The 22,021-nt window shown below is 67.4% G+C and carries 20 protein-coding genes; 14 read left to right on the top strand and 6 right to left on the bottom strand.

The features are described from left to right. Positions 1–46 precede the first annotated feature (46 nt). Together RIC54_RS06285 and purH are read left to right on the top strand one after the other, a co-directional pair. Complete coding sequence (locus RIC54_RS06285; protein ID WP_350085523.1) at positions 47–1,015, top strand: DMT family transporter; 969 nt, start codon at positions 47–49, stop codon at positions 1,013–1,015. A 27-nt stretch (positions 1,016–1,042) separates the two neighbouring features. Continuing rightward, positions 1,043–2,632 (top strand): bifunctional phosphoribosylaminoimidazolecarboxamide formyltransferase/IMP cyclohydrolase, encoded by a 1,590-nt coding sequence (gene purH, locus RIC54_RS06280; protein WP_350085520.1) that lies wholly within the window; start codon positions 1,043–1,045, stop codon positions 2,630–2,632. 9 nt (positions 2,633–2,641) lie between these two features. On the opposite strand, the gene mutY is transcribed toward purH, so the two are convergent. Next, positions 2,642–3,724 (bottom strand): A/G-specific adenine glycosylase, encoded by a 1,083-nt coding sequence (gene mutY, locus RIC54_RS06275; RefSeq protein ID WP_350150861.1) that lies wholly within the window; start codon positions 3,722–3,724, stop codon positions 2,642–2,644. A 56-nt stretch (positions 3,725–3,780) separates the two neighbouring features. Between mutY and RIC54_RS06270 the strand changes: the two genes are divergently transcribed. The 8 genes from RIC54_RS06270 (at position 3,781) to atpF (ending at position 11,238) form a co-directional block, all read left to right on the top strand. Continuing rightward, positions 3,781–4,320, top strand: a complete 540-nt coding sequence (locus RIC54_RS06270; RefSeq protein WP_350085514.1) for a DUF721 domain-containing protein — start codon at positions 3,781–3,783, stop codon at positions 4,318–4,320. Between the two features lie 83 nt (positions 4,321–4,403). Continuing rightward, positions 4,404–5,012, top strand: a complete 609-nt coding sequence (locus tag RIC54_RS06265) for a DsbA family protein (RefSeq protein WP_350085511.1) — start codon at positions 4,404–4,406, stop codon at positions 5,010–5,012. A gap of 16 nt (positions 5,013–5,028) precedes the next feature. After that, positions 5,029–8,499, top strand: a complete 3,471-nt coding sequence (locus tag RIC54_RS06260) for an AAA family ATPase (RefSeq protein ID WP_350085508.1) — start codon at positions 5,029–5,031, stop codon at positions 8,497–8,499. A gap of 215 nt (positions 8,500–8,714) precedes the next feature. Continuing rightward, on the top strand, positions 8,715–9,089 hold the full coding sequence (locus tag RIC54_RS06255) for an AtpZ/AtpI family protein (RefSeq protein ID WP_350085505.1): 375 nt from the start codon (positions 8,715–8,717) through the stop codon (positions 9,087–9,089). Positions 9,090–9,095: 6 nt separating this feature from the next. Further along, positions 9,096–9,821 (top strand): F0F1 ATP synthase subunit A, encoded by a 726-nt coding sequence (locus tag RIC54_RS06250; protein ID WP_350085502.1) that lies wholly within the window; start codon positions 9,096–9,098, stop codon positions 9,819–9,821. 54 nt (positions 9,822–9,875) lie between these two features. Further along, positions 9,876–10,100, top strand: coding sequence for an ATP synthase subunit C family protein (locus RIC54_RS06245; protein WP_350085499.1), 225 nt, complete (start codon positions 9,876–9,878; stop codon positions 10,098–10,100). Between the two features lie 53 nt (positions 10,101–10,153). Then, a complete protein-coding gene (locus RIC54_RS06240; RefSeq protein WP_350085496.1) occupies positions 10,154–10,756 on the top strand; it encodes a F0F1 ATP synthase subunit B family protein in 603 nt (200 codons plus the stop codon). Continuing rightward, positions 10,756–11,238: a F0F1 ATP synthase subunit B gene (gene atpF / locus RIC54_RS06235; RefSeq protein ID WP_350085493.1), complete on the top strand. Its 483-nt coding sequence runs from the start codon at positions 10,756–10,758 to the stop codon at positions 11,236–11,238. Before RIC54_RS06240 ends, atpF begins: the two co-directional genes overlap by 1 nt. A gap of 21 nt (positions 11,239–11,259) precedes the next feature. On the opposite strand, the gene RIC54_RS06230 is transcribed toward atpF, so the two are convergent. Continuing rightward, positions 11,260–12,000, bottom strand: a complete 741-nt coding sequence (locus RIC54_RS06230) for a GntR family transcriptional regulator (RefSeq protein ID WP_350085490.1) — start codon at positions 11,998–12,000, stop codon at positions 11,260–11,262. A 31-nt stretch (positions 12,001–12,031) separates the two neighbouring features. Further along, entirely contained in the window at positions 12,032–13,534 is a 1,503-nt protein-coding gene (gene tcuA / locus RIC54_RS06225; protein ID WP_350150859.1) for an FAD-dependent tricarballylate dehydrogenase TcuA, read from the bottom strand. Between the two features lie 178 nt (positions 13,535–13,712). Between tcuA and RIC54_RS06220 the strand changes: the two genes are divergently transcribed. Next, positions 13,713–14,975: an MFS transporter gene (locus RIC54_RS06220; RefSeq protein WP_350085484.1), complete on the top strand. Its 1,263-nt coding sequence runs from the start codon at positions 13,713–13,715 to the stop codon at positions 14,973–14,975. Positions 14,976–15,194: 219 nt separating this feature from the next. Here RIC54_RS06220 and RIC54_RS06215 read toward each other — a convergent pair whose 3' ends face one another. Beyond that, positions 15,195–15,338, bottom strand: a complete 144-nt coding sequence (locus tag RIC54_RS06215) for a hypothetical protein (protein ID WP_350085481.1) — start codon at positions 15,336–15,338, stop codon at positions 15,195–15,197. A gap of 33 nt (positions 15,339–15,371) precedes the next feature. On the opposite strand from RIC54_RS06215, the gene RIC54_RS06210 reads away from it, so the two are divergent. Next, complete coding sequence (locus RIC54_RS06210; RefSeq protein ID WP_350085478.1) at positions 15,372–17,204, top strand: methyl-accepting chemotaxis protein; 1,833 nt, start codon at positions 15,372–15,374, stop codon at positions 17,202–17,204. 73 nt (positions 17,205–17,277) lie between these two features. On the opposite strand, the gene RIC54_RS06205 is transcribed toward RIC54_RS06210, so the two are convergent. Both RIC54_RS06205 and RIC54_RS06200 read right to left on the bottom strand, forming a co-directional pair. Continuing rightward, positions 17,278–18,054, bottom strand: a complete 777-nt coding sequence (locus RIC54_RS06205; protein WP_350085475.1) for a gamma-glutamyl-gamma-aminobutyrate hydrolase family protein — start codon at positions 18,052–18,054, stop codon at positions 17,278–17,280. A 196-nt stretch (positions 18,055–18,250) separates the two neighbouring features. Further along, entirely contained in the window at positions 18,251–19,522 is a 1,272-nt protein-coding gene (locus RIC54_RS06200; protein WP_350085472.1) for a sensor histidine kinase, read from the bottom strand. A gap of 302 nt (positions 19,523–19,824) precedes the next feature. Here RIC54_RS06200 and RIC54_RS06195 point away from each other — a divergent pair, with 302 nt between their 5' ends. Both RIC54_RS06195 and RIC54_RS27050 read left to right on the top strand, forming a co-directional pair. Beyond that, on the top strand, positions 19,825–21,831 hold the full coding sequence (locus tag RIC54_RS06195; protein WP_502990170.1) for a malate synthase G: 2,007 nt from the start codon (positions 19,825–19,827) through the stop codon (positions 21,829–21,831). A gap of 30 nt (positions 21,832–21,861) precedes the next feature. Further along, positions 21,862–22,002: a hypothetical protein gene (locus RIC54_RS27050; protein ID WP_502990169.1), complete on the top strand. Its 141-nt coding sequence runs from the start codon at positions 21,862–21,864 to the stop codon at positions 22,000–22,002. Positions 22,003–22,021: the final 19 nt, after the last annotated feature.

Raw genomic sequence — 22,021 nt, 5'->3', positions numbered from 1 at the left:
CCGACGGGCGCTTGTCGCACTGCAGCATGGCGACTAGTTTCCACCGGTGACAGCCAGCCCCAGCCCATCCAAGGCCTTCTCGATTCCCGCTCCGCTTGCCGGCGTACTGATGATGGCCGTCGCCGCCGCGGCGTTCAGCTTCATGCACGCGGCCATCCGGCATCTGAGCGACGAGATGCACCCTTTCGAGATCGCATTCTTCCGGGTGTTCTTCGGCTTCGTCGCCCTGGCACCGGTCTTCATGCGCCAGGGGTGGGTGCCGTTGAGGACCAAGAACGTCAAGCTGTTCGCCTACCGCGGCCTGCTGAACGCGGCGGCGATGCTGATGTTCTTCTACAGCCTTTCGATCACGCCGCTGGCCACGGTGGCCGCACTGGGCTTCACCGCCCCGCTGTTCGCCACGCTGCTGGCCATGCTGATGCTAGGCGAGGTGGTCCGGCTGCGGCGCTGGACCGCGATCCTAATCGGCTTCGCCGGCACCTTGATCATCCTGCGACCCGGCGTGGTCGATGTCGGCCTCGGCCCGCTGCTGGTCGTCGCCTCATCCGTGGTCTGGGCATTCGCGCTGATGATCATCAAGGTCCTGACCCGCACCGAATCCAGCGTGACCATCACCGCCTACGCCTCGATCTTCCTGTCGCCGATCTGCCTCGTGGTCGCCATTCCCTACTGGACGTGGCCCGGCTTGGAGCAATTGGCGTGGCTGGCGGCGATCGGGGTGGTCGGTACGATTGCACAGACCGCGATGAACCAATCGTTCAAGCTGGCCGACGCCTCCGCCGTTCTGCCCGTCGACTTCACCAAGCTGATCTGGGCCTCGGCCATCGGCTTCGCGCTGTTCGGCGAAGTGCCGGACATCTGGACCTGGGCCGGTGGCGGCCTGATTTTCGCCAGCGCCACCTATATCGGCATCCGCGAGTCGCGCCTGCGCAAGCAGGGCAAGCTGCCGCCGGGGCCGCCGTCGACTCCGGTTGACCGGGCGCCGCCGAGCGAGGATAAGCCCGGCCAAGCCTGATTGTTGCGCTGCTAGGAGCTTGCCCCGATGGCCGAGATCGATCGCGTCTCCATCGCCCGTGCCCTGATTTCCGTGTCCGACAAGACCGGTCTGGTCGAGTTCGGCCGGGCCCTCGCCGGGATGGGCGTCGAGATCCTGTCGACCGGCGGCACCGCCAAGGCCCTGGCCGACGCCGGCGTGCCGGTGGTTGAAGTCGCCGACCGCACCGGCTTCCCGGAGATCATGGACGGTCGGGTCAAGACCCTGCACCCGACGATCCACGGCGGCCTGCTCGGACGCCGCGACCTGCCCGACCACGTGACGGCGATGCAGGCCCACGGCATCGACCCGATCGACCTGCTGGTGGTCAACCTCTACCCGTTCGAAGCGACCCGCGCCCGCGGCGCCGGCTGGGACGAGTCGGTCGAGAACATCGACATCGGCGGCCCGGCGATGATCCGCGCCGCCTCGAAGAACCACGACTTCGTCACTGTGGTGGTCGACACCGAGGACTACGCCGCGGTGCTGGAGGAGATGCGCGCAAACCAGGGCTCGACTTCGCGCGCCCTGCGCCGCCGCCTGGCGGCCACCGCCTATGCCCGCACCGCCGCCTACGATTCGGCGATTGCCGGATGGCTGGCGAACGAGTTGGACGATCCGTTCCCGCGCCGCTTCACCCTGGCGGGCTCCGCCCCGCAGGTCCTGCGCTACGGCGAGAACCCGCACCAGCAGGCCGCCTTCTACAGGACGGGTGACGCCCGGATCGGCGTGGCCACCGCCGAGCAGTTGATGGGCAAGGCGCTCAGCTACAACAACCTGAACGACACCGACGCCGCCTTCGAACTGGTGGCCGAGCTGGACGAGACCGGCATCGCCATCATCAAGCATGCCAACCCCTGCGGCGTGGCGGTTGCCGACACCTTGAGCGCGGCTTGGGACGCGGCCTTGGCGTGCGACCCGGTCAGCGCCTATGGCGGGATCGTCGCCCTCAACCGCACTCTGGACGGCGAGACGGCCGAGAAGATCGGCCGGATCTTCAGCGAGGTGATCATCGCGCCGGAATTCGATGACGACGCCATCGCGGTGTTTGCCGCCAAGAAGAACCCGCGGATCTTGCTGCGCACCGGCGGCTTGCCCGATCCGGCGGCCCCGGGCCGGATGGTCAAGAACCTGGCGGGCGGCCTGCTGGTGCAATCGCGCGACGCCGGCCGGATAGCCGCCGCCGACCTCAGGGTCGTCACCAAGCGGGCGCCGACCGACCAGGAGATGAAGGACCTGCTGCTGGCCTTCCGGATCGGCAAGCACGTCAAGTCGAACACCATCGTCTATGTCAAGGACGGCTCGACCGCCGGCATTGGTGCCGGTCAGATGAGCCGGATCGACTCCGCCCGCATCGCCGCCCAGAAGGCGCAAGATGCCGCCAAGGCCGCCGGTTGGGCCGAGCCGCGCACCATCGGATCGTCCGCCGCGTCCGACGCCTTCTTCCCGTTCGCCGACGGCCTGCTGGCGGTCGCCGAGGCCGGCGCCACCGCCGTCATCCAGCCCGGCGGGTCGATGCGCGACGACGACGTGATCGCCGCCGCGGACGAGAAGGGCCTGGCCATGGTGTTCACCGGGATGCGCCACTTCCGGCACTGACCGGCCAAACTACGCCAGATGCATCAGCGCCTGGCGCACCACCTTCACCATCACCGTCGGCAAAGCCGCACTGTCCAACGCGTCGATCGGCCACCACTGCCCGCCGTCGAGCGCCGGCTCGTCGCCCAGCCGCACGGCAGTCACCTCGAGTTCCAGGTGAAAGTGGCTGAAGGTGTGGCGCACGACACCGGGGATCGCGATCCAGGCTGCGCCACTCACCGGCGCGTGGTCGTCCGCATCCACCTCCCAGCCTGTCTTACTGTCCCAGGGCGTGGCCGGCACCTCGTGCATGCCACCGAGCATGCCCTTGGCCTGGCGCTGCCGCAGCAGCAGGTTGCCCGGACCGCTGAGCACCACGAACGCGGTTCCCCTGCGGGTCGGCTTGTCGGATTTCGGTGACTTTCGCGGCAACGCCTCCGCGATTCCCCCGATGCGGCCCTGGCACGACCCTGACCAGGGGCAGGACAGGCAGGTCGGGCTGCGCGGCGTGCACACCGTGGCACCCAAGTCCATCACCGCCTGAGCGTAGTCGCCGGGCCGGCGTTCGGGAGTCAGGGTTGCCGCCAGTTCCCTCAGCCGCGGCTTGGCTGCCGGCATCGGTTCCTCGACCGCGAACATCCGGGCCATCACCCGCTCGACATTGCCGTCGACCACCGTCGCCTTGCGGTCGAACGCGATGGCGGCGACCGCGGCGGCGGTGTAGGCGCCGACACCCGGAAGGGACAGCAGCGCCGCCTCGGTACCGGGGAACACACCGTCATGCCGGTCGACCACCGCCTTCGCGCAAGCGTGCAGGTTGCGTGCCCGGGCGTAGTAGCCGAGCCCGGCCCAGGCCGACAGCACCTCGTCGAGCGGGGAGGCCGCCAGATCACGCACCGTCGGCCAGCGCTCGATGAACCGGTTGAAGTACGGGCCCACGGTGGCAACAGTGGTCTGCTGCAGCATGATCTCGCTCAGCCAGACCCGGTAGGGATCGGCCGGCTGGCCCGGCCCGGCCCTCCACGGCATCCGCCGCCGGTGCCGGTCGTACCAGGCCAGCAACAGGCCGGGTAACGCGGAAGTGGCGGCGTCGTGAGGTGCGAAAGCGTCCATGGGCTGGCAAGATACGGATGGGGCCGCCGACAGGCCAGCCGATACAGCGAGAACGTATGACCGAAGACAGCTCAGGCGCGCCGCGCTCCAAGCCGACCCTCAAGCCCGCTTCCGGCACCCGGCGCGCCGGGCTGCGCGCGCTTGCCGGGGTGACGCCGGGGCTGACCGATCCGCTGCTGCGCAAGCGCGGTTTCGTCGAAGGCCGGATCGTGCACGACTGGCCACTGATCGTCGGCACCGACCTGGCCGCCTCCTGCCTGCCCGAGTCGCTGGCCTTTCCGCGCGGCAAGCGCGATGGCGCGACCCTGCGATTGCTGGCGGCCCCCGCCCGCGCGCTTGAACTGCAACATGCACTGCCCCAGTTGATCGAGCGGGTGAACGCGCATTTCGGCTGGGCCGCGGTGGCTCGAGTGGCGATCCGCCAGGGGCCGCTACCCGCCAAGCCCAAACCGCGCCTGCGCCCGATGCGCCCGCTGTCTCTGGCCGAGCGGGCCGGCGTGGCTGAACGGGTGGCAGCGGTGTCTGATCCCGAGTTGCGGCGGCGGCTGGCCGCGCTCGGCGAGGCGGTGCGTGGCGCCAAGCCCGCCGAAAAATAGCCTGAATCGGCGTCTATGCACGGCTTGCCTGGGATGTCGGCTTCAGCGTATGTTCATCAACATCTGGTATTGAGGGTCTGAGAATGAACCGCAGGACACTAAATATTGGCCTTCTGGCCCTCGGGGTATCGATCTTGATCCCACGCTTTTCATGGGCGGCTGTGGATCACGATGCGGCGCTGAAGCCACGCGTTGAGGGTGACCCGAACGCCAAGCTGACCATGATCGAATACTCGTCGCTGACCTGCCCGCACTGCGCCACCTTCCACAAGGAGACGCTGCCGCAGATCCGCGAGACCTACATCAACACCGGCAAGCTCAAGCTTGAGATGCGCGACTTCCCGCTCGACCAGTACGCGCTGCGGGCCGCCGCCATGGCGCGCTGCGCCCCGGACAGCCGGTACTTCCCGCTGATGGACATGCTGTTCGCCCAGCAGTCGAAGTGGTCCCGTGCCACCGATCCGGTCGGTGCCATCAAGCAGATCGGCCGGCTGGCCGGCATCAGCCCCGAACAGGCCGACGCCTGCATGACCGACGAGAAGCTGATGGACGGCATCCTGCAGTTCCGGCTCGCCGGCCAGAAGGACCATGACGTCAGTTCGACCCCGACCTTCGTGATCGGCGATCAGAAGGTTGTCGGCGCGCAGCCGTTCGAAGCCTTCCAGAAGGCCATCGACCCGCAGCTCGGCTGACCGGAGACGTCACGCGGTGCATTTCAGCAAGCTGCGCCTCGCCGGGTTCAAGTCCTTCGTCGACCCGACGGAAGTCATCATTGAACCCGGCCTGACCGGCGTGGTGGGTCCGAACGGCTGCGGCAAATCCAATCTGGTCGAGGCGCTGCGCTGGGTCATGGGAGAGTCGTCCGCCAAGCAGATGCGCGGCGGCGGCATGGACGACATCATCTTCGGCGGCACCACCGCGCGCCCGAAGCGCAACATGGCCGAGGTCTCGCTGCTGGTCGCCAACGAAGACCGGCGGGCTCCCGCCCAGTTCAACGACAGCGAGGAACTGGAGATCATCCGGCGGATCGAGCGGGAACGCGGTTCGCACTACCGGGTCAACGGCCGCGAGGTCCGGGCCCGTGACGTGCAGCTGCTGTTCGCCGACGCCGCCACCGGCGCCCGGTCCGCCGGCCTGGTCAGCCAGGGCAAGATCGGCTCGATCGTCCAGGCCAAGCCGCAGGATCGCCGCGTCCTGCTGGAGGAAGCGGCCAACATTCGCGGCCTGCACTCCCGCCGGCACGAGGCCGAGCTGCGCCTGAAGGCCGCCGAGCAGAACCTCGAACGCCTCGATGACGTGATGAAGGCGCTGGAAGGCCAGCGTCATGCGCTGCGTCGGCAGGCCAAGCAAGCCCAACGCTACCGGGCGCTGAGCGAACAGATCCGACGAGCCGAATCGATCGTCCTGCACCGCCGCTGGACCGCCACCATGGCGGAGCGTGAAGTGGCCGGCCGCACGCTGGCTCAGGCCGGCGACCGCGTGGCGCAGGCCACCGAGGCTGCCGCCAAGGCGTCGACCGCCCAGCTTGAGGCCGCCGCGGCACTGCCGGAGCTGCGGCAGACCGAGGCTGCCGCGTCAGCCGAACTGCAGCGGCTGACCATCGCCCGCGGCGGGCTGGACGCCGAGGAACGTCGGATCGCCACCGCCCTCAGCGAGGCTGAGACCCGTCTGCGCCAGGTCGCCGACGACGCCGGGCGCGAACGTGCGCTTCTCGAGGAGGCTGCTGCCACCCTGGCCCGCCTGTCCGAGGAGCGCGATGGCCTGACCGAGGCCGGCGACGGCGAAGCCGAGGCACAGGCCGCCAGCCAAGCCGAACTGACCCGGATCAATCGGGCGGCCGAAGAAGCCGAAGAAGCGGTTCACAAGGCGACCGAGGCGATTGCCGTGGCGGATGCCCGCCGCGCCGCCCTTGAGCGCCAGATCCGGCAGTCTGCCGACCGCATCGCCCGGCTGGAGCGCCAGCAGGCCGAGATGGCCGAACGCCGTGCCGAGTTGGCGCGACAGGCAGTCCCCGCCGCCGAGCGCGAGGCCGCGACCAAGGCGGTTGCAGGCGCCGAAACCGCCGTCGCCGAAGCCGAAGCCGAAGTTCCCGCCGCACGGGAGTCGCGCGAAGCCGCCAAGACGAACGACCAGCAGGCACGCGATGCCCTGCGCGCCATCGACTCCGCGGTTGCCGCCCTTGAGGCAGAGGCTGACGGTCTGCGCCGCCTGCTGGTGCAGAAGCAGGACAAGCGGGCGCCGATCGTCGACCAGGTAACCGTGAAGCCAGGCTGGGAGACCGCGTTCGGCGCGGCGCTCGGCGATGACCTGGAAGCCCCGGCGCTGGGCGACGGCGACGGCGACACCACCACTGGCTGGCGGACCCCCGGCCCGGCGACCGACGATCCGGCGTGGCCGCAAGGGGTCGAGCCGCTGGCGCCGCAAGTGACGGCGCCCGAAGCCCTTAGACGGCGGCTGGCCCGAGTCGGCATCGCGTCCGACCCTGCCGCCGCCCGCGCCGCCCAGGCCAACCTGCCTGCCGGCGCACGGATCGTGACTCGCGCCGGAGGAGTGTGGCGCTGGGACGGCTACACGCTGGCCCCGGGGGCACCATCGGCCACGGCGATCCGTCTGGAGCGGCGCAACCGGCTGGCCGAACTCGACCGGGATCTCGCCACCCGGGCGAGCGACCGAACCACGGCCCGCGCCGCCGTGTCCGAGGCCGAGGCCCGCCTGGCCGCCGCCGACGAGGCGGTGGAGGCCGCGCGCAACCGCCTGTCCGAGGCATCGACCGCCCGCTCCGCCGCGCGGTCGCGCGCAGCCGAACTGGACGCCCGGGTTTCCGCCGTAGAGACCAAGCTGTCCGCCCTCGACGAAGGGGTCGTGCGGCTGGCCGAAGAACGGGCCGAGGCAACCACGCAGCGCGAGGCCGCCGAGGCGGGACTTTCCGAACTCCCCGACGTCGATGCCCTGCGCCGCGACTCACAGTCGCACCGCGCCACCCTTGCCGAACGTCGGGCCAATCTGGTCGAAGCCCGCACCGAGCACGACCGGTTGGTCCGCGAGAGCGCCGCGCGGCGCACCCGTCTGGCCCAGGTGGTCCAGGAGATCACCACCTGGACCGATCGGCGGACCCGCGCCGAGACCCGGGTCGGCGAACTCGACGGCCGGCGCGACGCCGAGCAGGCCGAGATCACGCGGCTGGAGGCCCGCCCCGAGCAGATCAAGGTCCAGCGCCGGGTGCTGACCGAGAAGCTCGAAACGTCGGAAGCCAATCGCCGGGCCGCCGCCGACCGTCTGATCGCCGCCGAAAGCCAGCAGGCCGAACTCGACCGGGTCGCCCGCGACGCCGAGCGCGCGGCCGCCGAGGCCCGCGAGGCCCGGATCCGCGCCGAAGCGGCGCTGGAGCAGATCAACCAGACTCTGCGGGTCGAGCGCGAGCGCATCGCCGAGCGCCTGGACTGCGCGCCGGACAAGATCCTGGAGGCGGCAGGGATCGACGCAAGCGAGCCGCTTCCCGACGCGGCCCCGACCCAGTCGAAGCTCGATCGCCTGATCGGCGAGCGCGAATCGATCGGGCCGGTGAACCTGCGGGCCGAGACCGAGCTGGAAGAGCTCGACCAGCAGATCCAGGGCATGGAGAACGAGCGCGACGATTTGACCGCGGCGATCCAGCGGCTGCGCGGCGCCATCGCCTCGCTGAACCGCGAGGGCCGCGAGCGGCTGCTCGAGGCGTTCACCCGGGTCGATGGCCACTTCCAGACGCTGTTCCGCCGGCTGTATGGCGGCGGCGAGGCCCACCTGAAGCTGACCGAAGCCGACGACCCACTGGATGCCGGCCTGGAGATCCTGGCCAGCCCGCCGGGCAAGAAGATGCAGCACCTGTCGCTGCTGTCCGGCGGCGAGCAGGCGCTCACCGCCGTCGCTCTGGTGTTCGCGGTGTTCCTGACCAACCCGTCGCCGATCTGCGTGCTCGACGAGGTCGACGCCCCGTTGGACGATTCCAACGTCGACCGGTTCTGCTCGCTGCTGCACGACATCGTCAAGGAGACCGGCACACGCTTCCTGGTGATCACCCACCACCGCCTGACCATGGCGCGCATGGACCGGCTGTTCGGCGTGACCATGGCCGAACGCGGCGTCAGCCAGCTGGTCTCGGTCGACTTGGCGCGCGCCGAGCGGCTGCGCGACGCAAGCTGAATTCGATCCATTCAAAACATCGTTTTGTTTCAACCGATTATCGACCTTTCGCACTGCGGCGCACAGCCTTGACACCCCTAGGGGCCGTGCGTATGGTTGCGCCGCTTTCGCCGGGGGACCGGCAAGGTGCGGGTGGGCGCATGCCGAAAGCGTGAACTTGCCCGCTATCACAACCGATTTTGGGCCGCGGGCGACCGCGGAACCCTGGTCCGGGGATGCAAGACCGAGACTCCCCGCCTTCGCTCGATGATCTGGATGCCCGCCTGAAAAAGGCACGGGGCTCCGAGGACCGGGTGCGGCAGTCGGAGATGCTCTCGCCGAACCTTCCGGGGTCGGCCATGGGTCTGGCGTTTCGGGTCGGGGTCGAGATGGTGGCAGGGGTCGCCGTCGGGACCGGAATCGGGTATGCGCTGGATTATTGGTTGGGGACAGGCCCCTGGCTGATGATCGTGTTTTTCTTTCTCGGGGCCGCGGGTGGCATGATGAATGTCTACCGCGCCGCGATGGGCCAAGGGATGGCGGTCGGTTACCGCAAGCCTACGGACAGCGCGGACGACGGTCGCCGGGATGAGACGAAGCGAGAGGGGTAGCAGCGCGTGGCGTCGCCGGTTGAGCAGTTCAAGCTGAAGCCACTGGTCCCGATCGAGATCGGGGGCGTGGATCTCTCGTTCACCAACTCCGCGCTGTTCATGGCGCTGGCGGTGGCGGCGGTTGCGGTGTTCCTGATCCAGTCGATGCGCGGCCGGCACCTGGTGCCGAACCGCTGGCAGTCGATGGCGGAACTGTCCTACGAATTCATTGCGAACATGGTGCGCGAGAACGTCGGCTCTGACGGCCGGCCGTACTTCCCGTTCATCTTCGCGCTGTTCATGTTCATCCTGCTCGGCAACATGCTGGGCATGGTGCCGTACAGCTACACGTTCACCAGCCAGATCATCGTCACCTTCGCCCTGGCGATCACGGTGTTCATCGGCGTCACGCTGGTTGCCATCGTGCGGCACGGCGTGCACTTCCTGACTTTCTTCTTCCCGGCGGGCGCACCGATCTACATGGCGCCGCTGCTGATCCCGATCGAGATCCTGTCGTATCTCTCGCGCCCGATCAGCCTGTCGGTTCGGTTGTTCGCGAACATGATGGCCGGCCACACCATGATGAAGGTGTTCGGTGGCTTCGTGGTCGCGCTCGGCGTGTTCGGCGTGGCCCCGATGGTCGTGCTGGTCGCGCTGACCGGGTTTGAAATCCTGGTCGCCGTCCTGCAGGCCTACGTGTTCACGATCCTGACCTGCATCTATCTCCGCGACGCCCTGCACCTGCATCACTGAGCAGGCCGCCGCACCCACTGACCACCATTCTCGCTAAACGGAAGGACGCATATCATGGACCTCGCATCCGCCAAGATGATCGGAGCCGGCATTGCCGTGATCGCCCTGATGGGCGTCGGCGTCGGTATCGGCAACATCTTCTCAACCCTGATCGCTTCGATCGCCCGCAACCCGGCCGCCCGCAACGAAGTGTTCGGCATCGGCATTCTGGGCTTTGCGCTGACGGAAGCCGTCGCGCTGTTCGCGCTGCTGATCGCGTTCCTCATCCTGTTCACCTGATCCGGGCGGCACCGGTACTACCGGTGCGGCTCTCCCGCGAGGAGGGTGAAGGCATGATGCGCAACGCGTGGCTGCGCGGATCGACTGTCGGCATGGCCGCCCTTACGGGCATGGCTGCGTCGTCCGCACTGGCCGCTTCCGACGGCGGGCAGGGCGGCGGCGGTCTGCCGCAGCTCGACGTGCACACCTACCCGACGCAGATCTTCTGGCTGATCGTCGCCTTCGTGGTCCTCTACGCCATCATGTCGAAGGTGGCGCTGCCGAAGATCGCCGAGGTGCTCGAAGAGCGCCAGGAGCGGATTGCCGACGACATCGAGACGGCCGAACGGCTGCGCTCGGAGGCGGCGGCGGTCCAGGCCGAGTACGAGAAGGCGCTGGCCGGAGCCCGCGGCAAGGCCCAGGACCTGTTCCGCGAGACCGCCGAGGTGGTCGCCAAGGAGCATGCCGAGGCAGAGGCCGAGGCGGCGAAGAAGCTGAACCGCAAGACCAAGACCGCCGAGACCCGCATCGGCAAGCAGCGGGACGAAGCGTTGGCGAGCCTGCGGACCGTCGCCAGCGAAACCGCGGCCGCTGCCACCGCCAAGCTGATCGGCGTGGAGCCGTCGGCCAAGGCCGTCGAGAAGGCAGTCGAAGCGGCCGCCGGAGGAACCAGCTGATGTTCGCCGATCCGACATTCTGGGTTGCCGTCTCGTTCGTCCTGTTCGTCGCCCTGACGTTCAAGATGGTCTGGCAGAAGGTGACAACCGCCCTCGACGCCCGGGCCGACGAGATCCGGAACCGGCTCGAGGAGGCTCAGAACCTCCGCGAGGAGGCCCAGGCCGCCAAGGCGAACTACCAGCGCCTGCAGCGCGACGCGCTGAAGGAAGCCGAGGCGATCCTGGCGCACGCCCGCGAAGAAGCGAAGCGGATGCGCGAGGACGGTGAGAAGAAACTTGAGGCGTCCCTCGCCCGGCGCGAGCAGTTGGCAGTCGAGAAGATTGCCGCCGCCGAAGCCAAGGCGCTGCAGGACGTTCGCGAGCAGATGGTCGACCTGGCGATGGCCGCGACCCGGCAGCTCATCGAATCGAACATCGATGGCTCGGTTCGATCCCGGCTGGTGGCCGACGCGGTCGCCGAGATCCCGACCCGCCTGCAGTAAGCAGCTTTACGGTTTGCGGCGTCAGCCGCCGTCCGATACGGCCCGGCCTTCCGCCGGGCCGTTCGTCGTTGAGGGACCGGCCGCCGCCGCTTCCTCTCCGAACATCAGCCGGATCCGCGCCCGCTGGGCTGAACGGATGTGGGCGCGAGCGGCAGCCTCTGCGGCCTCCGGGTTGTGCTCCTCGATCGCCCGAACGATTGCGTCGTGCTCGTCGAAGGCGGTGTCGGACCGGCCGGTCAGCGACAGCGTGGTCATGCCGAGCAGCGCCATGGCGTCGCGCAGTACGTTCAGGGTCTTCAGCAGATAGCGGTTGTGGGCCGCCCGGTAGAGGGCGCCGTGGAACTGCCGGTTGTGCTGGGCCAGACGCTGCGGATCGGCGTCGTCGCCCGGATCGGTGACCATGATGTCGCGCAGCACGGCGATCTCGGCCTCCGACGCGTGCCGGGCCGCCAGACCGGCGGCGGTGCCTTCCAGCACCTCGCGCATCTGGTACAGCTCCATCACCGCCTGATGATCCAGTTCGGCGATCACCATGCCGCGGTACGGCGCGAAGCTCAGCAGCCCGTCTGCCTCGAGCCGGCGCAGCGCCTCGCGCACCGGGGTGCGGCTCATGTTCAGCCGCTCGGCCATCTCGATCTCGCGGATCCGCTCGCCGGGCTTGAGCGCGCCTGCCTGGATCGCTTCCTTCAGGCGGGCATAGGCGATCTCGCCACGGGACTCCGGGCCTTCACCCGTTGCACTCTTGCCGTTGCCGCGCGCCATCGCCGTTCCTCCCGCATCTGCCGGGCTGGTGTCATTCGGCGGCGCGGGTTGTCCCCTCCATCGCCGCCTTGCCGGCCTCGGTTCCGGCCAACCTGCCGAACACCGCACCGGACATCAGGCCGGTTCCGCCGGGGTAGTTGAAGTAGAACAGCCCGCCGACCAGCTCGCCCGCCGCATATAGCCCGGGAATCGGTGCCAGATCCACATCCTGCACCTGTCCGTTGCCGTCGATGCGCAGGCCGCCGAAGGTGAACGTCACCCCGCAGGTGACCTGATAGGCCTCGTAGGGCGGGGTGTCGAGGCGGTTCGCCCAGTTCGACTTGGGCACCGCCAGCCCCCGGGTGCTGCGGCCGTCCTTGACGTTCGGGTCGAACGGCACCTCGGTCATCACCGCGTCGTTCCAGGCGGTCAGCTCCGCCAGCGCGGCCTGCGGATTCACCCCTTCCAGCTTGCCGACCAGCTCCTCCAGCGTCGGCGCCGTGACCTTGGTCACCCGCTTGATGCGGTACTCGTCGCGCAGCAGGTGGGTGACCTTCTGGTCGAACACCTGCCAGGCGAACTGGTTCGGCTGGTTCAGGATCACCCGCCCGTACTTGGCGTAGGTGTAGTTGCGGAAGTCGGCGCCCTCGTCGACGAAGCGCTTGCCTTCGGCATTGATCATGATGCCGAACGGGTAGGAGTGCTTCTGGAAGTTGTCGCCGACCGTCAGGTCGCCGAACTCCGGTGCGTTGTAGTCCCAGCCGACCGCGTGGCTGCCGGACCAGTTGCCGTAAGGCGCCGCCCCGATGTCGAGCGCCATGCGGATGCCGTCGCCGGTGTTGAAGCGGCTGCCGCGCACCTTGGCCAGTTCCCAGCCGGCGCCGAGATAGCGGGTCCGCCACTCCGGATTCGCCTGGAAACCGCCGGCCGCCAGTACCAACGCCTTCGCCTTGATGCTCTCCACGCCGTTCGGGGTCTTGACCCGCACGCCGGAGACCTTGATGTCGTCGTACAGCAGGTTGAGCACCCGCGACGAATAGCGGATCTCGATTCCCTGCCGCGCGGCCGACTGCCACAGCGCCTCGACCAGACCGGGGCCGCCACCCCAGGCTTCGATCGTCAAGCCACCCCAGAACTTGAACCTGCCGTCGACCTTGAACGCCTGCCGGCCCCAGATCGGCTGGAAGCGCACACCCTTGCCGCGCATCCAGGTCAGCGTGTCGTAGGAGCGGGTGATCAGCGTCTCGGCGAGGTCCGCGTCACAGCGGTACTGCGTCACCCGGAACATGTCGTCGAAGAACTGGTCGCTGGTGTAGGTGCCGAAATCGGTGATCGCCACCTCTTCGTCGGTCAGGTCCGGCATCAGCGCCCGCAGGTCGTCGACCCCGTTGTAGACCGTGCGGATGGCTCCGGCGGTGAACCGGGTGTTGCCGCCGCCCTCGTCTTCCGGAGCTCGCTCGAGCACCAGAACCGACGCACCGCTCTCGCGTGCCGCCAGGGCCGCGCACAGTGCCGCGTTGCCGGCGCCAACCACCACGACGTCCCAATCCGCCATCGTCCACTCTCCATCGCTTCAGGCTTGGGTATGATGCCAAACTAGGTCAAGGTTCAGCGCTTGTACACTCTTGTATACAATCCTGGAGGAATGAAATGGCGACCTTGCGCAAGGTGATCGCCACCGGCGTTGATCCGATGCCGTACGCCATGCCCCGCTAGGCCCGGAGGCGCACACCATGGCCGGAAACCGGCTCCCGGCTGCGCTGGCCGACCGCCTGCCGTTCTTCTACGGCTGGGTGATACTGGCCTGCGTGTGCTGCGCCGGTTTCGCGCGCCAGGGACCGGCCGTCGCCACCCTGTCGATCTTCATCGAACCGATGAGCCACGACTTCGGCTGGTCGCGCACCGCCCTGTCCGGCGCCGTGTCGCTGGGCGGCGTGATGGCGGCAGTTGCCTCGCCGCTGATCGGACCGCTGCTGGACCGCCACGGGGCACGCATGATGCTGTGCGGCGCGGTGCTGGTGACCGGAATCGCCGTCGCCCTGCTGTCGACCATCGAGACGCTGCTGGCGTTCTACCTGCTGTTCTGCGTCGCCCGGATGAATTTCGCCGGTCCGTTCGACATCGGCATCTACGGCGCGCTGAACAACTGGTTCGTGGCCCGCCGGGCCTTTGCGACCTCGATCGCCACCCTGGCGCAGATGTCCGGTCTGGTGGCGGTGCCGCTGATCGCCCATTTCGCGATCCAGCAGGACGGCTGGCGCGCCGGCTGGCTGGCGGTCGGCGCCACCGTCCTGATCGTCGGCTTCATTCCGAACTGGCTGCTGATGGTGCGGCGGCCGGAGGATCTGGGGCTGGTACCGGATCGCCGGGCGAAGGGATCGGACCTCGCCACCCCCAGTCCCGAGGTCATGGCCGAGCCGGTGTTCACCCGGGCCCAGGCCCTGCGTACCCCGACATTCTGGCTGCTGTCGGCGTTCACCCTGCTGGTCTACCCGGTGCAGGCCGGGGTCAGCCTGCACCAGGCGCCGCACCTGATCGAACTGGGCTTGAGCCCGACCGTGGCCGCCACCGTGGTCAGCACGTTCTCGCTGATGTCGGCGGTTGCCGGTCTCGGCTTCGGGGCGATCGGCCGGCGGATGAGCGTGCGTGGAACTCTCGCCCTTATCGGGTTCTGCCAGGGCGCCGGCACCTTCCTGATGATCACCATCACCGCGGCCCCCCAGGCCTATCTGGCGGCGGCAATCTTTGGAATCGGGATCGGCGGGCTGATCACCATGCTGCCGATCGCCTGGGCCGACTATTTCGGACGGCGCAGCTTCGGCGCAATCCGCGGCGTCGCCCTGTCGGTACAAGTGACGGCCCAGGCCATCGGCCCGGTGCTGTCGGGCGGCCTGCGCGACTGGACCGGCGACTACACACTGTCGCTGGAGGTTCTGGCCGCCCTGGCTTTTGCCGGAGCGGGAGTGGCTCTGCTAACGCGGGCGCCAAGAATCTAAACTTTTGGGCTGTGGGGGGCGCTGGACATTCGCCCTGCCAAGGCTGAAAACACAAATCACTCTACTCAAAATTTAAATATTTTTTCTGTTAATTCAAATTTAACCGCTGCCATCAAATATATCAGGCGTGTCGAGATGCTCCCTGCGGGCGTCTATCCGACCGCAGAGCAATTCGATCTTTGCCGGGGGGCAAATACGATGATGACGGGACTCTTAGCCTTATCCGCTCGATGGAAAATCGGAACCCGGATATTCACGGGTTTCTCGGCCGTTCTGCTGATCCTTGCGTTCAGCACCGGACTTGCCACCGTTGGCTTCCAGCGAATCGGGCATGAATTCAAACAGTTCAGCGACATCGCCCATGACGCGCAGCTTGTCACCGAGTTGGAACGCCAGGTGACCGACCTGCGGCTGCAGGTACGCGAGTACCTGTCGACCGCGACCCAGGCCGAGCAGCAGCAGGTCAAGGACGCCTACCGAAAACTCGACGCAATGGTCGACTTGGCTCGTAGCGAGATTCACAAGCCGGAACGGGCCGCACTGATCGCCGAGATCGCCCGGCTGATCGACGATCACCGGAAAGGCTTTGATCAGGTCGCCAACCTGATCGACCGACGCAATGGCTTGGTGAGTGATCAACTCAACCCGACCGGCCAGGCCATCCGGGAGCGCCTGACCTCAATCAATGAATCAGCCTACAAGGACGGCGACTCCAAGACCGCCAACTATGCCGGGATCGTCCAGGAAGACCTGCTGACAGCACGCCTCTACGTGAACCGTTTCCTGCTGTCGAACGCCGCCAACGACGTCGAGCGTGTCCGTGAAGAACTCAAGGAAGTGTCCGAAGCGCTGACGGTCCTCGAAGCCAGTATCGAGAACCCAGCACGCGCAAAGCTCCTGGCCGAGATCAAGACGCTTCTTCCAGCCTACACGACCGCGTTTGATGCCGTCGTCGTCGCGATCGCCGAGCGCAATACAATCCGCGACTCCGTGCTCGACTTGGTGGGCAAGGCGATCATCGAAAAGGCCGAGGCGGTCAAGACCTCCGCAGAAGCGGACATGAAGGCCCTGGACCAACAGGTCCAATCGGAACTGACGATGATCGAGCTGGAGGAGATCGTACTCGGAATCGTCGCGGTCGCGCTTGGCATGGTCATCGCGTGGTACATCACGGCGGGGATCACCCGTCCCATCGGCGGCATGGTCACCGTCATGGGACAACTTGCCGACGGTCAACTGCAAACCGTCGTGCCGGGGCTGGAGCGACGCGACGAGGTGGGCACGATGGCGTCGGCCGTCGGAATCTTCAAGGACAGCCTGATCGACGCCGAGCGGATGCGCGCCGAACAGCTCGCCCGGGATCAGCAGGCCGCGGAGGAGAAGCGGCGCGTGATGAACCAAGTCGCGGATGAGTTCCAGGCCGCGGTCGGCACGATCGTCGACGCCGTCGCACACTCGGCCTCGGAGATGGAGCGGGCTGCCGAATCGCTCACCCTGGTCGCCGCAGAGAGCAGCCAACAGGCGATGGCCGCCGCGTCAGCCGTTACCCAGGCTTCATCCAACGTCCAGACCGTCGCGGCGGCCGGCGAAGAACTGTCGAACTCGATCACCGAGATCAGCCGGCAGGTTTCGCGCTCGACCGGTGTATCGAACCGCGCGGTCGAGCAGGCCGAGCGGACCAATGTCCGTATGACCGCGTTGTCGGAAAACGCCCAACGCATCGGCGAAGTGATCAAACTGATCAGCGACATCGCCGCCCAGACCAACCTGCTGGCCCTCAACGCCACCATCGAAGCAGCCCGGGCCGGAGAGGCTGGAAAAGGCTTCGCCGTGGTGGCCAGCGAGGTCAAGAGTCTGGCAACCCAGACATCGAAGGCAACCAGCGAGATCGGCAACCAGATCGGAGCAATTCAAACCGCAACCGGTGAATCGGCCGAATCGATCGCAGCGGTCAGCCAGACCATCGCCGAGATGAACGACATCACGACCACGATCGCGGCCGCCGTCGAAGAACAGGGTTCGGCCACGCAGGAGATCTCCCGCAACGTGCAGGAGGCCGCTCTCGGCACCCAGGAGGCCTCGTCCCACGTAGAGGGCGTATCCACCTCGGCCGGCGGAACCGGGGCGGCAGCGTCGCAAGTGCTGACATCGGCAAAGCAACTGTCACATCAGGCGGACGATCTGCGCAGCCAGATGGCGGCCTTCATGGTTCGAGTCCGCGCCGCGTAGCATCGCTCGGGCACCCGGCCGGACCTGGATTGTTCGGCCGGGTGTCTACGCTACAGTCCCATAAGTGACCCAATCACGCTGCCACCACGACACCCCGTCGTCGCCCCTGGCAGGCCCTAGCGGCATCGCCCAGGCGGGAGTACAACGCGCGGCTGACCGGGTCGACGGCAGCGTTGTACTCGGCGTGCCATTGAACGCCGACCGCGAAGCTGGCGGCACCGGCGACGGAGATCGCTTCCACCGTCTGGTCGGCGGCCCAGCCTTCGACCACGATCCGCCCGCCCGGCTCGAGGACGGCCTGGCCGTGCAGCGAGTTGGTCCGGATCGTCTCGGCACCCAGCATGCTCGCCAGCACGCCGCCCGGGCGCAGGCGGACCGTTTCACGCAGCTCGAAGATGATCTCGGGATCGCGGCAGCCCTTCGGCATCCGATGCCGATGCCGTCCCGGCAGTTCGGCGACCTCCGGATGCAGCGTCCCGCCGAACGCGACGTTCATCTCCTGGATGCCCCTGCAAATCCCGAGGATCGGCACCCCAGCGTCGATGCAGGCGCGCACCAAAGGCAGGGCGACCCCGTCCCGGTCGTCATCCATCTCGCCGTGGCGCTCGGTCAATTCCTCGCCGTAGTGCCGCGGGTGCACGTTGGCCCGGCCCCCCGTGAGCACGACCCCGTCCAGTGCCGCCAGCAGATCCCCGACCGGTACGGCATGGGGCAGGGCCGGGATCAGCAACGGCGTGCAGTCGGCCACGTTGGCGACGGCATCGATGTTCCGTCGGCCGGTCATCTGGGTCTCGCGCAGCTGCTCGGAGAGGTAGCGGTTGCACAGGATGCCGATAACCGGTCGCGCCATGATCTTCCCCCCGGACTGTCCGCCGCACACATCGGCGCAACGGAAAGCGTTCCACCCGATCGCTTATGTCAGCATCCAACAATGGCGGCGGGCGTGAACACGTTGCAAGAGCGCAGTCGCGCGAAGCGGCGGCGGGCTCTGATGCCGGCAGGGAAACCTTGGCATTCGCGAACCGGGATCGACCGCCACGGCCACCTCAGCTCATCGCAGGGCCGGTCGACAGTCCACTCGGTCGCTGCAGCTCCAGAACCTCGGTCTGCGGCTTTGACCGGACCACCCCTTCGTCCGGCAGCCAGACCGTCACCGTCGTGCCCTCGTTCAACCGGCTCTCGAAGTCGAGCCGGCCGCCATGCGCGTTGACCAGCATCCTGACCAGCGACAGTCCAAGCCCCGATCCGCCCACTGCGGGCAGTTCGCGCTCGTGCGCGCGGTAGAACGGTTCAAAGATCCGCGACAGATTGCTCGCACTGACGCCATAGCCACGGTCGATGATGCGGATCAGGGCACCGTCCGCGACATGCTCGGCCCGGATCAGCACCGAAGTCCCCCTCGGTGAGTACTTGACCGCGTTGGAGACGAGGCTGGACAGGATGGTGGCCAGCGACCGCCGGTCCGCCCAGACCCGCACTCCGGCGGGAACTTCGGATATGACCGATACATCGGATGCGCGAACCGTTGACTGCAGCCGGCCAACGACGTCCGTGCACACCGTCACCAGGTCCTGTTCCTCCAGGTCCAGCGCGTCGGCCCCTTCGCTCAAGCGCTCCAGATCCAGGATGTCGGTGATCTGTTCCAGCAACTGGGCAGACGCCGCCTGGATGCTCGCACAGTACTCACGCTGCTTGCCTACCAGGGCGCCTCCGATGCCGGCGCTCAGCATCTCGCCGAACCCGATGATGGCGTTCAGCGGCGTGCGGAGTTCGTGGCTCATGCGCGCCATGAAGTCAGCTTTGACGCGCTCGGCCTCGCGTGCCTCGTACACGGCCGCGATCAGTCGGGTGTTGGCCGACGACAGCTCGCTCGTCCGGTCGGCGACGCGCTGTTCCAACTCGCTGTTGAGGCGCCGCAGTTCGTCGTTGGCCGCCGTCATTTCTGCCTGGCTGGGCGCCGCCAGCACCAGGCGCAGAATCCGCCAGACCAGTGCGGCCGTCACGACCGATACCACCGCGCAGACGATCTTCACGAAGCCCGACAGGACATACCAAGGCAGCCACAGCGTGACGATCGTTGACACATGGGTCGCGGCGCACAGGATGATGAACGCTGCAAACCAGTACAGGACGCCGAACGGGTTCATGTCCGGACGACGCCGGCCGACAACCGCCAACGCTGCGGGGATCGCGAGGTAGGCAAGCACGATGGATGCATCCGCGACCAGATGCAGCCAGATCAGGCCCGGATCCCAGAGCAGGCAATAGCCGTGGGGAGTAACGCCATCGGTCGGGAAAATCACATCAAGTAGCGCCATGGGCGTTCTCCCCTTAGGCCGATACACGCTTTTCGTGCGTCGGCGTAGTATGGCGCACATCGCTCGGCTTCGCGAGACATCCGGTAAATTTACCTATTGTTATAAATCAATATTTTACATAGTTAACAATTGAATAATCTGCCGGTTGATACGGGCACACCCCGGAACCGGCCACCGGTAGCCGTCGTTCCCGCACGGCACGAAATCCGTTTTCGCGCAATGTTCGGATCTGCTTGAAGCGGCCCGCGTGTTCTGTTTCATAGCGCCACGTCAAAGCCAATCAAGCAAATGGAGCGCTCAGCATGGTGGAACGGGTCGAGGTCGGTGGTCTGAAGATTGCGAAATCCCTGTATGATTTCGCCAACGCCGAGGCTTTGCCCGGCACCGGCATCGCGCCCGCTGCGTTCTGGGCCGCCGCCGACGCCATCATCCACGACCTCACTCCGAAGAACGCCGCCCTGCTCGCCGAGCGCAAGACCCTGCAGACCAGGATCGACGCCTGGCACAAGGAGCATCGCGGCGCCCTGCTCGACCTGAACGCCTACAAGTCCTTCCTGACGGAGATCGGCTACCTCGTCGAGGAAGGTCCGGACTTCGAGGTGGCCACATCCGGCGTCGATGCCGAGATCGCGACCATTGCCGGGCCGCAGTTGGTCGTGCCGGTAATGAACGCACGCTACGCGCTGAACGCCGCCAACGCCCGCTGGGGCAGCCTGTACGACGCGCTGTACGGCACCGACGCCATTGCCGATGACGGTGGCGCGGAGCGGACCGGCGGCTACAATCCGGCGCGCGGCGCCAAGGTGATCGGCTGGGCGCGGAGCTTCCTGGAAAAGGCGGCGCCGCTGGCCAAGGGCGGCCACGCCGATGCAACCCGGTACACCGTGATCGACGGCAGGCTATCGATCACCCTGAAAGACGGCAGCACCACCGGTCTGGCGCAGCCCGAGCGTTTCGTGGGTTACAACGGTCCGGCCGACGCTCCGACCGGGATCCTGCTGAAGAACCACGGCCTGCACACGGAGATCGTGATCGACCGCAGCCACCCGATCGGGAACACCGATCCGGCCGGCGTCGCCGATCTGGTGATGGAATCCGCGATCACCACGATCATGGACTGCGAGGATTCGGTCGCGGCCGTCGACGCCGAGGACAAGGTCCTGGTCTACCGGAACTGGCTCGGCCTGATGAAGGGCGATCTGGTCGAGGCGTTCCAGAAGGGCGGCAAGACCGTCGAGCGCCGGCTGAACCCGGACCGCACCTACACCGCTCCCGACGGCTCGACCTTCGGCCTGCACGGCCGTTCGCTCATGCTGGTCCGCAATGTCGGCCACCTGATGACCATCGACGCGATCCTGGACAAGCATGGCAACGAGGTGCCCGAAGGCATCCTCGACGCGCTGTTCACCTCGATGATCGCCAAGCACGACCTGCTGGGCAAAGGCGACCGCCGCAACTCCCGCGCCGGGTCGGTCTACATCGTCAAGCCGAAGATGCACGGCCCCAAGGAAGTCGCCTTCGCCGACGAGCTGTTCGCACGGGTCGAGGACGGCCTCGGCCTCGGCCGCAACGTCCTGAAGATGGGCATCATGGACGAGGAGCGGCGAACCACCGTCAACCTCAAGGAATGCATTCGCGCCGCCCGCGAGCGCGTGGTGTTCATCAACACCGGCTTCCTGGACCGCACCGGCGACGAGATGCACACCTCGATGGAGGCCGGCCCGATGATCCGCAAGGCCGACATGAAGGCATCGGCGTGGATCGGCGCCTACGAGGCGTGGAACGTCGACATCGGCCTGGCCTGCGGGCTGACCGGCAAGGCTCAGATCGGCAAGGGCATGTGGGCGATGCCGGACCTGATGGCAGCCATGCTGGAACAGAAGATCGGCCACCCCCAGGCCGGCGCCAACACCGCGTGGGTGCCGTCGCCGACCGCCGCCACCCTGCACGCCACCCACTATCACGAGGTTGACGTGGCGGCCCGCCAGGCCGAGCTGCGCAGCCGCGACCGCGCCAAGCTGGACGACATCCTGACGATCCCGGTCGCCGCCCGCCCGAACTGGACCGCCGCGGACATCCAGGCCGAGCTCGACAACAACGCCCAGGGCATCCTCGGCTACGTGGTGCGCTGGGTCGACCAGGGCGTCGGCTGCTCGAAGGTGCCGGACATCAACGATGTCGGACTGATGGAGGATCGCGCCACCCTGCGGATCTCCAGCCAGCACAACGCCAACTGGCTGCACCATGGGGTGTGCAGCGAAGCCCAGGTGATGGCGACCATGAAGCGGATGGCCGCGGTGGTCGACTAGCAGAACGCCGGCGATCCGGCGTACCGGCCGATGGCCCCGGACTTCGACGGCAGCGTGGCGTTCCAGGCGGCCTGCGACCTGGTGTTCAAGGGCCGCGAGCAGCCCAGCGGCTACACCGAACCGGTCCTGCACCGCCGACGCATCGAGGCAAAGGCCGCCAACGTCGGATAACACCGCAGGATGGGGTCAT

The sequence above is a fragment of the Thalassobaculum sp. genome, assembly GCF_040219215.1.
In the GTDB taxonomy this organism is placed as follows: domain Bacteria; phylum Pseudomonadota; class Alphaproteobacteria; order Thalassobaculales; family Thalassobaculaceae; genus Thalassobaculum_A.
The sequence above is the reverse complement of the archived record's forward strand: the minus strand, read 5'-3'. Positions and strand labels throughout refer to the sequence as shown.

Coding starts and splice junctions, on each gene's coding strand:
- purH (WP_350085520.1), top strand. CDS start 1,043: ATGGCCGAGATCGATCGCGTCTCCATCGCCCGTGCCCTGATTTCCGTG.
- mutY (WP_350150861.1), bottom strand. CDS start 3,724: ATGGACGCTTTCGCACCTCACGACGCCGCCACTTCCGCGTTACCCGGC.
- RIC54_RS06270 (WP_350085514.1), top strand. CDS start 3,781: ATGACCGAAGACAGCTCAGGCGCGCCGCGCTCCAAGCCGACCCTCAAG.
- RIC54_RS06265 (WP_350085511.1), top strand. CDS start 4,404: ATGAACCGCAGGACACTAAATATTGGCCTTCTGGCCCTCGGGGTATCG.
- RIC54_RS06255 (WP_350085505.1), top strand. CDS start 8,715: ATGCAAGACCGAGACTCCCCGCCTTCGCTCGATGATCTGGATGCCCGC.
- RIC54_RS06245 (WP_350085499.1), top strand. CDS start 9,876: ATGGACCTCGCATCCGCCAAGATGATCGGAGCCGGCATTGCCGTGATC.
- RIC54_RS06240 (WP_350085496.1), top strand. CDS start 10,154: ATGATGCGCAACGCGTGGCTGCGCGGATCGACTGTCGGCATGGCCGCC.
- atpF (WP_350085493.1), top strand. CDS start 10,756: ATGTTCGCCGATCCGACATTCTGGGTTGCCGTCTCGTTCGTCCTGTTC.
- RIC54_RS06230 (WP_350085490.1), bottom strand. CDS start 12,000: ATGGCGCGCGGCAACGGCAAGAGTGCAACGGGTGAAGGCCCGGAGTCC.
- tcuA (WP_350150859.1), bottom strand. CDS start 13,534: ATGGCGGATTGGGACGTCGTGGTGGTTGGCGCCGGCAACGCGGCACTG.
- RIC54_RS06220 (WP_350085484.1), top strand. CDS start 13,713: ATGGCCGGAAACCGGCTCCCGGCTGCGCTGGCCGACCGCCTGCCGTTC.
- RIC54_RS06215 (WP_350085481.1), bottom strand. CDS start 15,338: ATGGGCGATGTCGCTGAACTGTTTGAATTCATGCCCGATTCGCTGGAA.
- RIC54_RS06205 (WP_350085475.1), bottom strand. CDS start 18,054: ATGGCGCGACCGGTTATCGGCATCCTGTGCAACCGCTACCTCTCCGAG.
- RIC54_RS06200 (WP_350085472.1), bottom strand. CDS start 19,522: ATGGCGCTACTTGATGTGATTTTCCCGACCGATGGCGTTACTCCCCAC.
- RIC54_RS06195 (WP_502990170.1), top strand. CDS start 19,825: ATGGTGGAACGGGTCGAGGTCGGTGGTCTGAAGATTGCGAAATCCCTG.
- RIC54_RS27050 (WP_502990169.1), top strand. CDS start 21,862: ATGGCCCCGGACTTCGACGGCAGCGTGGCGTTCCAGGCGGCCTGCGAC.